Raw genomic sequence first — 15,537 nt, forward strand, 5'->3', positions numbered from 1 at the left:
CGCCGATGCCGCAGCCCCGCGTCGGCCGGCTCGATGCCGCGCAGCCGGGCGCGCCCGCGGAGCACGGCCCGCCAGCGCCGCTCGGCGCCCGCCAGGAGCCCCCAGTCGCCGGTCTCGGCGTAGATGTCCCCGAGCGTCTCGGCCAGGGCCTCCGCCCGCCGCTCTTCGGCCGCCTCGATGTAGCGGCGGAAATCGCGCTGGAACGCCCACTGGCCGACGACCGCCATCACCAGCGCGACCAGCACGCTGGTAGCGAGCACGCCGACGAACAGCTTGGTGGTGATGCCCAGGCTCATGCCCCGGAGGATATGCCCAAATTATGGAGGAACGACGCAGCTCGGCCGGGCTCAGCGCCTCGTCTTGCGGCGCGGCGGCCGGGCCGGCGCTTGCTCGTCCTCGACGCTCCATTGCTCGCGATGGGCCCGGGCGGCCTCGCTGTTCACGCCCGCATGGCGGTTGGAGAGCAGCAGCGTGCCGGGGTCGCAGACCCGCGCGCGGATCAGCCCGAGGTCGCGCGCGGCATCGAACAGGCTCGGATACCAGCTCTCCCAGTTCGGCAGGAGTTGTTCGACCTGTTCGCGCAGCGATGACATGCCGCGGAAGTTAGCCCAGTCGGCCGCGCCGGGCAATCGTGCCGCGTCACAACTGTGCAAAGCACGCATCGGCAGAGCGTCGCCGCCGGGCTATGCTGCAGGGATGGCGAAGAACGTCGTGTTCCGGGCGCGCGGCCTGCGCAAGGTCTACCACATGGGCGAGGTCGACGTGGTCGCCCTGCGCGAGGTCGACCTCGACCTGTACGAGGGCGAATTCGTCGTGCTGCTGGGCCCTTCCGGCAGCGGCAAGTCCACGCTGCTGAACATCCTGGGCGGCCTGGACAGCGCCACCTCGGGCGAGGTGTGGTACTCCGGACACAACCTTGCCGCAGCGAACGAACGCGAACTGACGGCCTTTAGACGCGATCATGTCGGCTTCGTGTTCCAATTCTACAATCTCATCCCGAGCCTGACGGCCCGCGAGAACGTCGCTGCGGTAACCGAGATCGCCACCGAGCCGATGCGGCCGGAGGAAGCGCTCGAACTGGTCGGGATGGGCCAGCGGCTGGATCACTTCCCGGCCCAGCTCTCCGGCGGCGAGCAGCAGCGCGTCGCGATCGCCCGGGCCATCGCCAAGAACCCCGCGGTGCTCCTCTGCGACGAGCCCACCGGGGCGCTCGACTCGGCCACCGGGGTGGTGGTGCTGGAGGCGCTGGCGCGCGCCAACCGCGAGCTGGGCACGACCACGGTCGTCATCACCCACAACGTGGTCATCGCCCAGATGGCCGACCGCGTGATTCACATGGCGGACGGCCGCATCTCCGGCTCGGAGCGCAACGATACCCGCAAGCCGGCCGCCGAGCTGAGCTGGTGATGCGCGCCCTGGACCGCAAGCTGTTCCGGGATCTCTGGCACATGCGGGGCATGGCGCTCGCGATCTCGCTGGTGCTGGTCGGCGGCATCTCGACGTTCGTCATGTCGCTGGTCACCTACCAGTCGCTCAAGGTGACCCAGGAGCGCTACTACGACCGGCAGCGCTTCGCGGACGTGTTCGTCAACCTGGTACGGGCGCCGGAGTCGGTGGCCGAGCAGCTTGCCGCCCTGCCCGGCGTGAACCAGGTCGAGACCCGGGTGGTGGCGCCGGTGAATATCGAGGTCGAAGGTTTCGGGGATCCCGTGACCGGCCTGATCAACTCGCTGCCCGAGTTCGGCGAGCCGCGGCTGAACGTGCCCTACCTGCGCCGTGGCCGCCTGCCGGCGCCGCGCGCCGAGGCCGAGGTTGCGATCAACGAGGACTTTGCCGATGCGCACGGCTTCGAGCCGGGCGATGAGCTGGTGGCGGTGATCCGCGGCCGGCGCAAGCAGCTCGACATCGTCGGCATCGCGCTCTCGCCCGAGTTCATGTACGCCATCCCGCCGGGCGCGGTGTTCCCGGACTACGAGCGCTACGGCATCCTGTGGATGAACCGCAAGGCGCTGGCCACCGCCTACGACATGGACGGCGCCTTCAACGACGCCACCTTTTCCCTGCAGCGGGGCACCCAGGCGCAGGACGTCATCGACCGGGTGGACCAGGTGCTGGCGCGCTATGGCGGGCTCGGCGCCTATCCCCGCGAGGACCAGTTCAGCCACCGCTTCATCACCGAGGAGCTGCGCGGCCTGGAGACCATGGCGACCATCTTCCCGGTGATCTTCCTCGGCGTCGCCGCCTTCCTGCTGAACGTGGTCATCGGGCGCCTGGTCGCCACCGAGCGGGAGCAGATCGCGACCCTGAAGGCCTTCGGCTACGGCAATTTCCAGGTGGGCGTGCACTACACCAAGCTGGTGCTGCTGATCACGTCCATCGGCCTGGTGCTGGGCGCGGCCCTGGGCGCGCGTTTCGCCCGGGGGCTCAGCAACATCTACCAGGAGTTCTACAGTTTCCCCTACCTGCAGTTCCGCCTCGACCCCATGATCCTGTTGCAGGCCGCAGTGGTGACGGTGGGCGCCGCGATGCTCGGCACCGCATGGGCGGTGCGCCGCGCTGCGGCACTGCCGCCGGCCGAGGGCATGCGGCCGGAGCCGCCGCCGACCTACCGCGCCACCGCCATCGAGCGGCTCGGCCTCCAGCGTCGCCTGGCCGAGCCGACGCGGATGATCATCCGGCACCTGACCCGCCGCCCGCTCAAGGCGGGGCTGGGCATCCTCGGCATCGCCGCCGCCTGCGGCATCCTGATGATGACCAACTTCCAGCGCGACGCCATCCAGTGGATGGTCGGCGTGCAGTACGACCTCAGCAGCCGGGAAGACCTGTCGGTCACATTCACCGACCCGACGCCGCAGCGGGCAGTCTACTCGCTCGGCGCTATCGACGGGGTGACGCACGTCGAGGCGCATCGCTCGGTGCCGGCGCGCCTGGTCCACGGCCACCGGAGCTACCGCACGGCCGTCGAGGGCATCGCGCCCGGCGGCGAGCTGCAGCGGGTGCTGAACGCGGAGCTCGAGCCGGTGCCGATCCCGCCGGAGGGGATCGTCCTGACCGAGTACCTGGCCACCGACATCCTGCACATCAGGCCGGGCGAGGTGCTGACGCTGGAGGTGCTCGAGGGCGAACGGCCGGTGCTGGAAGTGCCGGTGGTCGGCACGACCCGGCAGTACCTCGGCGTGAACGCCTACATGGACCGCGCCGCGCTGAACCGCCTGATGGGCGAGGGTCCGGCCATCTCCGGCGCACGGCTGGCGGTGGACTCGAAACTCCAGGCGGAGATCTATCACGAGCTGCGCGAGATGCCGCGGGTCGCCGGCACCGTGGTGCGCGCCACGGCCATCCGCCAGTTCAACGAGATGATGGAGGAGACGATTCTCTACTTCACGTTCATCACGGCGCTGCTGGGCGGCTTCATCGCTTTCGGCGTGGTCTACAACTCGGCGCGGATCGCGCTTTCCGAGCGGAGCCGCGAACTGGCTTCGCTGCGGGTGCTGGGCTTCACCCAGGCCGAGGTCGGCTACATCCTGCTCGGCGAGATCGGCCTGCTGACGCTGGCGGCCATCCCGGTCGGCTTCCTGTTCGGGAACGCGCTCACCGCCTACGTGGCCCAGGCCTTCTCCTCCGACCTCTACCGCATCCCGCTGATCGTTTCGCCGGCCACTTACGCGCTCGCCGCGGCAGTGGTGCTGGTATCGTTTGCCATTACCGCTGTGCTGATCTGGCACAAGCTGAGTCGCCTCGATCTGATCGAGGTGCTGAAGACGAGGGAGTGAGTCGTGCTCGCAGGTCGCTACAAGGGAATCATAGTGATCGCCGTGCTGCTCGGCGCCGGCCTGGCCTGGGGTTTCTGGCCGCGCCCGGTGCTGGTCGAGACCGACGAGGTGGCCCGCCGTCCGCTGCAGGTGACGGTCGAGGAGGAAGGCCGCACGCGCGTGAAGGAGCGTTACGCGCTCCACGCGCCGGTGGCCGGCTACCTGCGCCGCGTCGAGCTGGAAGTCGGCGACCCGGTGACGGCCGGACAGCCGCTGGCCGTGATCGATCCCCTGCCCTCGGCCATGCTGGACCCGCGCACGCGCGCGGAAGCCGAGGCCCGGGCGGCCGCGGCGCGCTCGGGCCTGGTCCGGGCGGAGAAGATGCTGCGCCAGGCCGAGAGCGAGGCGGAGCTGGCGGCCGATGAGTTCGCGCGCCGGGCCGAGCTGCTGGCGCGCCAGCTGGTGCCGCGGGCCGAGTACGACCAGGCCCAGAGCCGGAAGCGCGCCATGGAAGCCGCGGCCCAGGCCGCCGCCTCCGCCGTCGATGTCGCCCGCCACGAGCTCGAGGCGGCGGAAGCGACCCTGCGTTATGCCGGCGCCGCGGCGAGCGGCGCAGAGGCCGGCCCGATCGAGGTCGTTTCGCCCGTGGACGGCCGGCTGCTCAAGCGCATGCAGGAAAGCGCCGCGGTGGTGGCGTCCGGGCAGCCGCTGCTGGAAGTCGGCGATCCCCAGGCGCTCGAAGTCGAGGTCGAGGTGCTGTCGCGCGACGCGGTGCGCATCGAGCCCGGCGGCCGCGTGCTGTTCGAGCGCTGGGGCGGCGAGCAGGCGCTGGAGGGGCGGGTGCGGACCGTCGAGCCGACCGGCTTTACCAAGGTCAGCGCCCTCGGGGTCGAGGAGCAGCGCGTGCTCGTCATCGCCGACTTCGCGGCGCCGGCAGAGCTCTGGCGGCGGCTCGGGGACGGCTATCGTGTCGAGGCACGCTTCATCACCTGGGAGCGCGAGGACGCGCTGACCGTCCCGGCCGGCGCGCTGTTCCGCAGGGGCGACGACTGGGCGGCCTTCGTGGTGCGCGACGGCCGCGCCCGCCTCGTCAACGTGCGCACCGGCCAGGGCAGCGGGCTGCTCACCGAGGTGCTGGACGGGCTCGAGGCGGGCGAGCGCGTCGTGGTGCATCCCGGGGACGAACTCGAGGACGGCATGCGGGTCGAGCGTTACGGCGCGGACGCCGGCTAGGATTTCCTGCAATGAAGGTTGTCGACCTGCTGTTGCTGCACCCGCCGAGCGTCTACGACTTTCGCCAGCAGTCGATCCTGTACGGGCCGGTCAGCGACATGGTGCCGTCGTCGGTGATGTTCGAGATCTACCCGATCGGCTTCCTGACCATGGCGGGTTACCTGAAGCAGCAGGGCATGCGCGTGCGCATCGTCAATGTCGCGCTGCGGATGCTGACGGATCCGGCCTTCGACGTGCGCGAGTTCCTGGCGGCGCAGCGGCCCGCGGCCATCGGAATCGATCTGCACTGGATGCCGCACTGTCACGGCGCGATCGAGATCGCGCGCCTGGCCAAGGCGGTCCATCCGGACGTGCCGGTGATCTTCGGCGGGCTGTCGGCGACCTACTATCACGAGGAGCTGGTGCGCGATTATCCGGAGATCGACTTCGTGCTGCGCGGCGACAGCACCGAACCGCCGCTGCACCAGCTGCTGGTCGCGCTGCGCGACGGCGGGCCGCTCGACGCGATTCCCAACCTGGTCTGGCGGGAGGGGGGCCAGGTCCGGACCAACCCGCTCAGCTACGTGCCGCGCTCGCTCGACTACATCGATGTCCATCCCGAGCTGCTGATCGAGATGGCGATCCGGCACCGTGACATCACCGGCGTCCTGCCGTTCCGCGGCTGGCTGAGCAATCCCACCACCATGGTGCTGCCGCTCAAGGGCTGCGCTTTCCAGTGCATTACCTGCGGCAGTTCGAACACCACCTGCGCGATGATGACCGGAAGGCGCAAGCCGGTATTCCGCAGCCCGGCGAACCTGGCGGCCAACGTGGCGGCCATCGGTGGGTTCTCGCGCGGGCCGATCGTCATGCCCGGGGACCTCCTGCAGGGCGGGCGCAAGTATGCCGAGGCCTGCATCGACGAGATGGCCGCCACCGGCGCCGACAACGAGATCTGCTTCGAGTTCTTCGACGTCCCGCCGGTCGAATTCCTGCGCTATATCGACGCCAGGCTGCCGAACTGGAGTTTCGAAATCTCGCCCGAAAGCCATGACCGGGTGGTGCGCCACGCGATGGAAGGCCAGGCGGGTTACGAGAACGAGGCCATGGAACACATGCTGCGGGAGGCGCTCAAGCTGGACTGCCGGCGCATCGACGTGTTCTTCATGATCGGGCTGCCACAGCAGGACCACAGGTCGGTGATGGAGACGGTGGAGTACTGCGGTGAACTGTTCGGCTGGGGCGACCGCAGGCTCCAGTGCTTCATCTCGCCGATGGGCCCGTTCCTCGATCCGGGCAGCCAGATCTTCGAGCAGCCGGAGCGCTTCGGCTACCGCAAGCTGGCCCATACCGTGAAGGAACACCGCGAGCTGCTGCTGCAGCCGAGCTGGGAGCACATCCTGAACTACGAGACGGAATGGATGACGCGTTCCCAGCTGGTCGATGCGACCTACGATGCGGCCGAGCGGCTGAACGAGCTCAAGCGCCGCCACGGCTACATTTCCCCGCGCCGGGCCGACGGGGTGGCGCAGGGGATCGCCGAAGCGCGCCGGCTGCGTGCCCGGCTGCGGGACCGGCATGACGGCCGGATGGACCCGCGCGCCGCCGAGGAACTGCATGGCGAGATCGCGCGGTTCAGCCACAGCACGGTGTGCGACAAGCGGGAGCTGTTCTGGCAGCGAGGCCTGCTGAGCTTCCGGCTGCCGGCCATTGGCCGGGTCGTGCTGCAGACGCTGCGCGGCTGACTACCGGGCGCTCATTCCGGGCGCCGGCCAATTGAGCCGGTGGCGGCCTTCCGGCATGATGGCGCGGTCGTCGCGGGGAAAGACTTATGAACACGCTCACTTCGCCCGGGGCCGGGCTGCGACGCGCCATGCTCGCGCCGATCGGCCTCCTGGGGCTCGCTCTCGCCCTCACCGCCTGCGAGCAACAGCCGCCCGCGGCCCCGCGGGCCCCGGTCCCGGTGGTGGTGCAGCAGGTCGAGGCCCGCACCGTGCCGGTCGTCACCTCCCGTGTCGCCCAGACGGAGAGCTCGCGCCAGGTCGAGGTCGTGGCGCGGGTCTCGGGCTTCCTGGAGGCGATTACTTACACCGAGGGCGGGCTGATCGAGGCCGGCGAGGTCATGTTCGAGATGGACCGCAAGCCCCTGGAGGCCCAGCTGGACATGGCGCAGGGCGAGGTGGAGGCCTCGCAGGCGCGCCTGGCCACCGCCGAAGCCAACCTGGAACGCACCCGGCCGCTGGCGGCCGCCGACGCGCTCAGCCAGGCTGATCTCGATCGGGCGATCGGCGAGCAACAGGCGGCCAAGGCGGCGTTGTACACGGCGCGCGCCCGCCTGCGCCAGGCCGAGCTGAACCTGGGCTACGCGACCATCCGCTCGCCGGTCACCGGCATGGCGGGCGCCGCCCAGCAGCGCGAGGGCACCTTCCTCAACGCCCAGGGCGCCTCCGCCAACCTGGCCTACGTGGCCCAGCTCGATCCCATCTGGGTGAACTTCAGCGTGTCCCAGAACGAGGCGGCGCGGCGCGAGCAGCGCGAGCGCGAGGGCCTGTACGTGTCCCCGGAGAACGACCGTTACCAGGTCGAGGTGGTGCTGTCTGGCGGGCGCGTGTTCCCGCACGAGGGCGAGCTCGATTTCGCCGACCCGTCCTACGACCGACGCACCGGCACTTTCACCGTGCGTGCGGTGGTGCCCAACCCGGACCTGGCGCTGCGCCCCGGGATGTTCGTCACTGCCAGGCTGAAGGGCGCCCGGCGGCCCGATGCCATCGTGCTGCCGCAGCGGGCGGTGCAGAAATCGGCCGACGGGCACGTGGTCTGGCTGGTGAACGCCCAGCAGGTGGCCGAGCTCCGGCCGGTCGTGGTGGGCGACTGGATCGGACCGGACTGGCTGATCGAGCACGGCCTCAACGGCGGCGAGACGCTGATCACGGACGGTTTCCAGCGCCTCGCGCCCGGGGTGCCGGTGCGACCGGTCCCGGCCCTGCCGGCCGACGCCGCGGCCGGCGAGTAGCCGCATGGGCCCCGGGTTTTTCATCGATCGACCGGTATTCGCGTCGGTCATCTCTATCGTCATCCTGCTGGCCGGCTTCGCCGCCCTGCGCGCCACGCCGGTGGCGCAGTACCCCGAGGTGGCGCCGCCTACGGTGACCGTGACGGCGGTCTATCCGGGCGCCACTGCCGAAGTCATCGCCAACACCGTCGCCGCGCCGATCGAGCAGCAGGTCAACGGCGTCGACGGCATGATCTACATGAGTTCGACCAGCTCCTCGTCGGGCGCCATGACCCTGACCGTGACCTTTGCGCCCGGCACGGATCCGGACATCGCCCAGGTCAATACCCAGAACCGGGTCAGCCAGGCGCTCGCGCAGCTGCCGGAAGTCGTCACGCGCCAGGGCGTGAAGGTCGAGAAGAAATCCTCCAGCTTCATGATGCTGGTCAGTTTCTTCTCCGAGGACGACTCGATCGACCCGCTGTTCCTGCGCAACTACGTCAACCTCTACGTGCTGGATGCGGTGAAGCGCCAGCCGGGGGCCAACCTGGCCAGCGTGTTCCCGCCGCCCGAGGTGGCGATGCGGGTCTGGCTGCAGCCCAACCGGATGGCGCAGCTCGGCGTCACCACGGCCGAGGTGGCGAACGCCATCCGCGGCCAGAACCAGGCTTTCGGGGTCGGCCAGATCGGCCAGGCGCCGGTCCCGCCCGGCACCCAGCAGAACTTTCCCATCACCAGCCAGGGAATGCTCCAAGTCCCGGCCGAGTTCGAGGACATCATCATCCGCACCGGCGGCCCGAGCAGCGACGCCGCCATTGTCCGCCTCCGGGACGTGGCGCGCGCGGAGCTGGGCTCGCAGAGCTACTTCGTGGAAAGCAAGATCAACGGGCGCAACGCCGCGGCCCTCGTGGTCTACCAGCAGCCCGGCTCGAACGCCCTCGACACCTCCGCGCGCGTGCGCGCGCTGCTCGAAGAGCTCTCGGCGGGTTTCCCGGACGGCCTCGAGTACAAGGTAGTAATGGACACCAGCGAGTTCACCGCCGCCTCCATCGAGAAGGTCGTGCACACCTTCTTCGAGGCGGTGGTGCTGGTGGTGCTGGTGGTGTTCCTGTTCCTGCAGAGCCTGCGCGCGACCGTCATCCCGTTGCTGGCGGTCCCCATCGCCATCGTCGGCGCCTATATCGGCATCTACCTGCTGGGTTTCTCCACCAACATGCTGACGCTGTTCGGCATGATCCTGGCCATCGGCCTGGTGGTGGACGACGCGATCATCGTGGTCGAGGCCGTCGAGCACAAGATGGCCACCAAGGGCATGTCGCCGCGCGAGGCCGCCCACGAGGCCATGCACGAGCTGACCGGCGCGCTGATCTCGATCGTGCTGGTGCTGGCGGCGGTGTTCGTGCCCGTGGCTTTCCTCGGCGGGATGACCGGCACGCTGTACAAGCAGTTCGCCATCACCATCGCCATCGCCATGGTGTTTTCGGGCATCGTGGCGCTGACGCTGTCGCCGGCGCTCTCCGCCCTGATTCTCAAGCGCGGGCACGGCGAGAAAAAGGGTTTCTTCCTGGCCTTCGAGCGCGGCTTCGAGCGCGTCACCGACTACTACGTGGCCGGGGTGCGCTGGCTGCTGCACCACCGCCTGGTCGGCATCGGCCTGTTTCTCGCCACCCTCGGCGCGATCTTCGCGCTGTTCCGCATGGTGCCGTCCAGCTTCGTGCCGGAGGAGGACCAGGGCTACATCTTCACCGCGGTCATGCTGCCCGACGCGGCCAGCCTGGAGCGGACCACCGCCACCAGCGACCGGGTGACGGAGATCCTGCTCGACCACCCGGCCATCGCCGACGCTGCCCAGATCGACGGCTTCAGCCTGCTGGACGGCCAGACGCGCAGCAATGCCTCGGCCATGTTCGTCGCCCTCGAGTCCTTTGAAGAGCGCAGCGGGACCGGCGAGACGGCCTTCACCGCCATCGCCGACCTGCAGCGGGAGCTGGCGACGGTGAAGACCGGGCTGGCGTTCGCGGTCAACCCGCCGGCGGTGCCGGGCCTGGGCGTGACCGGCGGCTTCGATTTCTACCTGCAGGACCGCGGCGGCGGCAGCTCCGAGCAGCTGGGCCAGGCGGTGCAGGCCTTCGTCGCCGCGGCGCGCCAGCGGCCCGAGCTGGCGGGCGTGTCCAGCACCTATGCCGCCAGCCAGCAGCAGCTCTACCTGGACGTGGACCGGCCCCGCGCCGAGCTGCTCGGCGTGCCGGTGCAGGACGTGTACACCACCCTGCAGGCCTATTTCGGCTCGGTGTTCGTTTCCCAGTTCACGCAGTTCGGCCGCGTCTGGCAGGTCATCATGCAGGCGGAGGGCGAATATCGCGACGACCCGAGCGACCTCGACGGCATCTACCTGACGTCGCGCGAGGGCGATGTCGTGCCGCTGTCGGCCGTCGCCGAGCGGCGCTTCTCGGCCGGTCCGACGCTGCTGAGCCGTTTCAACGGCTTCCCGGCCGCCAAGGTCACCGGCAGCGCGGCGCCCGGCTTCAGTTCCGGCCAGGCGCTGGCAGCCATGGAGGCGGTCGCGACCGAAGTCCTGCCCGAGGGCTATGGCTATGCCTGGGCCGGGCAGGCCTACGAGGAGAAGCAGGCCGGCGGCACCTCGGCGATCGCCTTCGTCTTCGGCATCATCATGGTGTTCCTGATCCTGGCCGCGCAGTACGAGAAATGGACGCTGCCTTTCGGTGTGTTGCTGGCGGTGCCCTTCGCCATCTTCGGGGCCCTGCTGTTGACCTGGGGCCGGGGGCTGGAGAACGACGTGTATTTCCAGGTGGGCCTGGTGACCCTGATCGGGCTGTCGGCCAAGAACGCGATCCTGATCACCGAGTTCGCCGTCGAGAACATCCGTAACGGCATGGCGCCGGAGGACGCCGCGGCGGAGGCGGCCCGGGCGCGCCTGCGGCCGATCGTCATGACCTCGCTGGCCTTCATTCTCGGCTGCGTGCCGATGGCGATCGCCACCGGGCCCGGCGCCAACAGCCTGCACGCCATCGGCACCGGCGTGATCGGCGGCATGCTCGCCTCGACTCTCATCGCCTCCTTCTTCGTGCCGCTGTTCTTCGTGCTGCTGGAGCGCGGCAAGCCGGCAGCGCCGGCGGCCGGGCGGCCGGCCCCCGGCGGAGGGCCGTCATGATGGCCGCCGGCGCGCGCCGCCTTGCCGTCGTGTGCCTCGCCGCGGCGCTGACGGCCTGCGCGGTCGGCCCGGACTACGAGCGGCCCGAGCTCCCGCTGCCGGAAGACTGGCGGGTCATGCCGGCCGAGGCGATCGAGCTGGCCAACGCCGAATGGTGGACCGAGCTGGGGGACCCGGTGCTGGACGAGCTCATTGCCACCGCGCTGGCGCAGAACCTCGATGTGCGCCTGGCCGCTGCCCGCGTGGCGCGCTTCAGCGCCGGGCTGCAGGCGGCACGTTCGGGGCTGATGCCGCAGCTCGGCTACGGCATCGGGGCCGAGCGCAGCCGCACCAGCGAGCTGCTGCTGCCGGCCGGCGCCGATCCCTACAGCACGCAGTACCAGGCGGCGCTCAGCGCCAGCTGGCAGCTGGACCTGTTCGGCCGCGTGCAACGCGAGTCGGAGGCGGCGCAGGCCCGTGTCTACGCCAGCTACCAGGCGCAGCTGGGCGTGATGCTGTCGCTCACGGCGAGCGTGGCCTCGGCCTACGTCGGCCTGCGCTCGCTCGACCGCCAGCTGGAGATTGCGCGCGCCACGGCGACGAACTACGAGGGCACGCTGGAAATCTTCCACCTGCGGCATCGCGAAGGGGTGGTGTCCGGCCTCGAGGTCGCGCAGGTCGAGTCGCAGTACCAGCAGGCTGCGGCCATCATCCCGTTGCTGGAGGGGCAGATCGCCACGCAGGAAAACCTGTTGTCGATCCTGCTCGGCGAGACGCCCGAGGCGATTCCGCGCGGGCGCGCGCTGGCCGAGTTCGTCATCCCGCCGGTGCCCGCCGCGCTGCCGTCGGAGCTGCTCGAGCGCCGCCCCGACGTGCTGCAGGCCGAGCAGAACCTGGTAGCCGCCAACGCGGATGTCGGCGCGGCCAAGGCCCTGTACTTCCCGGAGATCTCCCTGACCGGCGCCCTCGGGCAAGTCAGCGCCGCGCTCGGCGACCTGACGGACAGCGCGGCGCGGAGCTGGAGCGCGGGGGCGTCGATCGCGGGCCCGCTGTTCACCGGCGGTGCGGTGAGCGCCCAGGTGGCGGCGGCCGAGGCTGCGCGCGAGGAGGCCCTGCTGGGTTACGAGGCCACGGTGCTCGAGGCCCTGCGGGAGGTCAACGACGCCCTGGCCGGCGTGACCGCGACGGCCGGCAACTACGTGGCGCTGAGCCGGCGGGCTGATGCCCTGCGCGAATACAGCCGGCTCGCGCGCATGCGGTTCGACGCCGGGGCGGCGAGCTTCCTCGAGGTGCTGTACGCCGACAACGAGCTGTTCGCAGCCGAGCTGGCGGCGGTCGCTGCGCGGCAGGCGCAGCAGGTCAACATGATCACCCTCTACCGGGCGCTCGGGGGCGGCTGGAACGCCGCCGGAAACGCCGTGGCGGAGGGCGGAATGTGACCGCCATCACGATCAGGAAAACTACTTAAAACAATCATCTGCGAAGATGACCTAGGTCAGATTCTGGGTATTTCCCCCCGGCTAAGATGCGTGGCGCTTTAGACTCATTCCTGCCACGGAGGCTGCCATGGAAACCCGCAAGACTGCTGCCAGGAAACGCCTGGCACCGACCGATCAAGAGGCCCGCCTGGGTCGCCGTAGCCGTCGTCGCCGCCGCCAGGCGCACGCCCGGCGCGCCTGAGAGCCCCAGGCTAGAGGGGGGCGAAGCGCGCACCGCGAAATGGTTCGCCGTGTAGCCTTCGCCCCGGTTCAGGCCAGCTTCTTCCTTCCCAGGATCCTGCGCGACAGGATCGAGTGCGCCTGCCGGCCGAGCGGGTAGCGCCACGCGAGCACCAGCATCGGGAGCAACAGCACGCACGGCCAGGCCACGAAAGCCACTTTCAGCCCGAGCGCGCCCTCCGCCGTCAGGGCTTCCTTCGCCGTGAACCCGAACAGCGCCGGAATCGACAGCGCGATCGCCCCGCCCACACCCTGGTTCAGCTTCGTCACCAGCGCCTGGAAAGAAAAAAAGATCGCTGCCCGGTCGTGGCGATTGCGCCAGATGTCGTAGTCCACGATGTCCGCCAGCAGCGACGGCAGGGCGATCGAGGACAGGCCGAGAAAGAAGCCGAAGCTGGTCATGATGGCCATCATCGGCCCGAGCGATTGCGCCCCGGGGGCCAGCGTCGGCACCCACAACAGCGTGAGGATCATGCCGCCGCCTGCCAGCGCCCAGGCGCGGTGCTTTTCGATCCGTCGCATCACCTGCAGCCACAGCGGCATGCCCAGCGCCATGGCCAGGGTCATGGGCAGCGCAATATGGGGCACCTTGTCCGGCAGGCCGAGATACTGGCTGGTGTAGATCACGAACAGGCTGGCCACGGCGCCGGTAGCCAGGCCGAACAGGACCTGGGTGAGCAGGAAGTATTGCAGCGGCGGGTTGTCCCGCAGTGCCCGCCACAGGTCGCCCGGGCGGAGCCGGCGGGACCGGACGCGGCGGGCCGGCTCGGGAACGGTGAAGCACATCAGCGCCACGGCCAGCGGCAGGGCGAGCATGATGAACAGCGCCAGCACGCGCATCACGGCCGGGCTGAACTCCGTGCTGCCGCCGACCAGGAGCATCGGCGACGCCATGAACAGGATCCCGCCGGCGAAGCCGAGCAGCTGGCGCCACAGCATGATGCGCGAGCGCTCGTGGTAGCCGGTCGACAGCTCGGCTGCCATGGCGGTGTGCGGGATCTCCACCAGCGTCCAGCCCAGCGTGACCAGCAGGTACCAGGCCAGCAGGTGCAACAGCCCTGCCTCCGCCGCCGGGTTGAACAGGAACCAGGTGCCGGCAGCGACTGCCAGCGCGCCCAGCGCCATCCACGGCTTGCGGTGTCCCGAGCGGTCCGAGAGGTAGCCGATCAGCGGGTCGGTGAGGCCGTCGAACAGGCGTGCCATGAGGGTCGCCGTGGCCAGCCCGGCCAGCGTCACCGCGCTGTACTCGAGGTAGAAGTTGGGCAGGATCGCGGCCGTCGGCGACATCAGCATCGACAGCGGCAGGTTGACCAGGCCGAACAGCAGCAGCACGGGCGTGGGCAGGCGGACGGGGGCGGTGGTCACGGCGTTTTCTTGCGCTCGGCGCCTTTCGGCAGGCGTCAGGGGAGCGCTGCCTGGGCACCCATAAATGCTAAGCAAAACAACGGGTTGATTAACCCGCGCAAGTAACTAGACTGTTTCAGTTGAGCCAAGAGTCTAACAAAGGGGCGACGCTGTCGCCCGCGGGGCCCGATGCCGGGACCGAACCAGTTGATACACATTGGGGAGCACGATGAGACATGGACGGAACTTAACCGCGGCGCTGGCCGCATGCCTGTTAACCCTGCCCGCCACGGCTCCGGCCGAGGAAGAAGAGGGCATCGAGTTCGGCGGGGCGGTCCGGCTGAACTATGCCTGGCGCGACTACGACGACACCAACAAGGACCGCCTCGGGGACTTCGAGCTCGAGCTGTTTCGGATCAACGTGCGCGGCACGGTCGGCGACGTGATCCTCAACGCCGAATGGCGCCGCTACAACGACTTCCAGGCCATCCACCACGCCTGGTTCGGTTACGAGTTCGATGACAAGCGGCACGTCGAGCTGGGCATCACGCAGGTGCCTTTCGGCATCCTGCCCTACGCCTCCCACAGCTTCTGGTTCGGCGGCACTTACTACATGGGCTTCGAGGACGACTACGACACCGGCGTGAAGTTCGTCCAGGATGCAGGCGACTGGGATTTCCACTACGCCTTCTTCAAGAATCCCGAATACGCCGATGACAGCCGCACCGAACGCTATTCCTTCGACCTGGTGACGGCTGGCGACCAGCAGAACGCCGAGATCAACCAGGTGAACTTCCGCGCCGCCCGCGCCCTGGACCACGGCGAGGACAGCAGCACGGAGCTGGGCTTCAGCCTCGAAGCGGGGCAGATTTACAACAACATCACCACGGATACCGGCGACCGCTGGGCCGTGGCCGCGCACATGGACGGCAACTACGGCAAGTGGAACCTGCAGCTGCAGGGCGTGGCCTACGAGTTCAACCCGGAGAACCCGGTCGGCGTCTCGGACGACTTCGTGCAGCTCGGCGCCTTTGCCTTCCCCTTCCTGATGGCGGCCAAGGGCGAGGTCTACTCGGCCAACGTGGCCCGGTCCTTCGATCTCAGCTGGGGCCCGGTCACGGGCATGACCTGCTACAACAATTTCACCTACATCGACCCGCGCGTGGACAACTCGGCCGAGTCGATCCAGAACGTCACCGGCTGCGCCTTCTCGGCCGGCGGGCTGTACACCTACGTCGACTGGATCGCCGGCAAGAACATGTGGTTCGCGGGCGGCGACGGCATCGGTCTCAACCAGGCCTCCGCCGAGCGGTGGCGGTCGCGGCTGAACATCAACCTCGGCTACTACTTCTGATCACAGCGGGCTAG

At 69.3% G+C, this 15,537-nt stretch carries 10 protein-coding genes and 1 pseudogene; 8 read left to right on the forward strand and 3 right to left on the reverse strand.

Annotated elements, in window-relative coordinates:
* Nucleotides 1-296: pseudogene (locus tag G6N75_RS02425) on the reverse strand (hypothetical protein); the annotation flags it as partial.
* Between the two features lie 51 nt (nucleotides 297-347).
* Nucleotides 348-593 (reverse strand): hypothetical protein, encoded by a 246-nt coding sequence (locus tag G6N75_RS02430; RefSeq protein WP_165346481.1) that lies wholly within the window; start codon nucleotides 591-593, stop codon nucleotides 348-350.
* A gap of 103 nt (nucleotides 594-696) precedes the next feature.
* Here G6N75_RS02430 and G6N75_RS02435 point away from each other — a divergent pair, with 103 nt between their 5' ends.
* The 7 genes from G6N75_RS02435 (at nucleotide 697) to G6N75_RS02465 (ending at nucleotide 12,546) form a co-directional block, all read left to right on the forward strand.
* Nucleotides 697-1,407: an ABC transporter ATP-binding protein gene (locus G6N75_RS02435; RefSeq protein WP_165346482.1), complete on the forward strand. Its 711-nt coding sequence runs from the start codon at nucleotides 697-699 to the stop codon at nucleotides 1,405-1,407.
* Complete coding sequence (locus G6N75_RS02440) at nucleotides 1,407-3,773, forward strand: ABC transporter permease (RefSeq protein WP_165346498.1); 2,367 nt, start codon at nucleotides 1,407-1,409, stop codon at nucleotides 3,771-3,773. Before G6N75_RS02435 ends, G6N75_RS02440 begins: the two co-directional genes overlap by 1 nt.
* A gap of 3 nt (nucleotides 3,774-3,776) precedes the next feature.
* Nucleotides 3,777-4,985 carry an HlyD family efflux transporter periplasmic adaptor subunit gene (locus tag G6N75_RS02445; protein ID WP_346765471.1) on the forward strand — a complete coding sequence of 403 codons (1,209 nt, stop codon included), beginning with the start codon at nucleotides 3,777-3,779 and terminating at the stop codon, nucleotides 4,983-4,985.
* A gap of 11 nt (nucleotides 4,986-4,996) precedes the next feature.
* Complete coding sequence (locus G6N75_RS02450; RefSeq protein WP_165346483.1) at nucleotides 4,997-6,709, forward strand: TIGR04190 family B12-binding domain/radical SAM domain protein; 1,713 nt, start codon at nucleotides 4,997-4,999, stop codon at nucleotides 6,707-6,709.
* An 86-nt stretch (nucleotides 6,710-6,795) separates the two neighbouring features.
* On the forward strand, nucleotides 6,796-7,977 hold the full coding sequence (locus G6N75_RS02455; protein ID WP_165346484.1) for an efflux RND transporter periplasmic adaptor subunit: 1,182 nt from the start codon (nucleotides 6,796-6,798) through the stop codon (nucleotides 7,975-7,977).
* Between the two features lie 4 nt (nucleotides 7,978-7,981).
* Nucleotides 7,982-11,128, forward strand: coding sequence for a multidrug efflux RND transporter permease subunit (locus G6N75_RS02460; RefSeq protein ID WP_165346485.1), 3,147 nt, complete (start codon nucleotides 7,982-7,984; stop codon nucleotides 11,126-11,128).
* A complete protein-coding gene (locus G6N75_RS02465) occupies nucleotides 11,125-12,546 on the forward strand; it encodes an efflux transporter outer membrane subunit (RefSeq protein ID WP_165346486.1) in 1,422 nt (473 codons plus the stop codon). Before G6N75_RS02460 ends, G6N75_RS02465 begins: the two co-directional genes overlap by 4 nt.
* A gap of 309 nt (nucleotides 12,547-12,855) precedes the next feature.
* Here G6N75_RS02465 and G6N75_RS02470 read toward each other — a convergent pair whose 3' ends face one another.
* Complete coding sequence (locus tag G6N75_RS02470) at nucleotides 12,856-14,190, reverse strand: MFS transporter (RefSeq protein WP_165346487.1); 1,335 nt, start codon at nucleotides 14,188-14,190, stop codon at nucleotides 12,856-12,858.
* A 208-nt stretch (nucleotides 14,191-14,398) separates the two neighbouring features.
* Here G6N75_RS02470 and G6N75_RS02475 point away from each other — a divergent pair, with 208 nt between their 5' ends.
* The gene (locus tag G6N75_RS02475) at nucleotides 14,399-15,523 is read left to right on the forward strand and encodes a porin (protein WP_165346488.1); all 1,125 of its coding nucleotides are present in this window, start codon (nucleotides 14,399-14,401) and stop codon (nucleotides 15,521-15,523) included.
* The last annotated feature ends 14 nt before the right edge of the window (nucleotides 15,524-15,537 follow it).

It is taken from the genome of Thioalkalivibrio sp. XN8 (assembly GCF_011058255.1).
Classification (GTDB): Bacteria; Pseudomonadota; Gammaproteobacteria; order Steroidobacterales; family XN24; genus XN24.

Coding starts and splice junctions, on each gene's coding strand:
- G6N75_RS02440 (WP_165346498.1), top strand. CDS start 1,407: ATGCGCGCCCTGGACCGCAAGCTGTTCCGGGATCTCTGGCACATGCGG.
- G6N75_RS02430 (WP_165346481.1), bottom strand. CDS start 593: ATGTCATCGCTGCGCGAACAGGTCGAACAACTCCTGCCGAACTGGGAG.
- G6N75_RS02465 (WP_165346486.1), top strand. CDS start 11,125: ATGATGGCCGCCGGCGCGCGCCGCCTTGCCGTCGTGTGCCTCGCCGCG.
- G6N75_RS02450 (WP_165346483.1), top strand. CDS start 4,997: ATGAAGGTTGTCGACCTGCTGTTGCTGCACCCGCCGAGCGTCTACGAC.
- G6N75_RS02435 (WP_165346482.1), top strand. CDS start 697: ATGGCGAAGAACGTCGTGTTCCGGGCGCGCGGCCTGCGCAAGGTCTAC.
- G6N75_RS02455 (WP_165346484.1), top strand. CDS start 6,796: ATGAACACGCTCACTTCGCCCGGGGCCGGGCTGCGACGCGCCATGCTC.
- G6N75_RS02460 (WP_165346485.1), top strand. CDS start 7,982: ATGGGCCCCGGGTTTTTCATCGATCGACCGGTATTCGCGTCGGTCATC.
- G6N75_RS02475 (WP_165346488.1), top strand. CDS start 14,399: ATGAGACATGGACGGAACTTAACCGCGGCGCTGGCCGCATGCCTGTTA.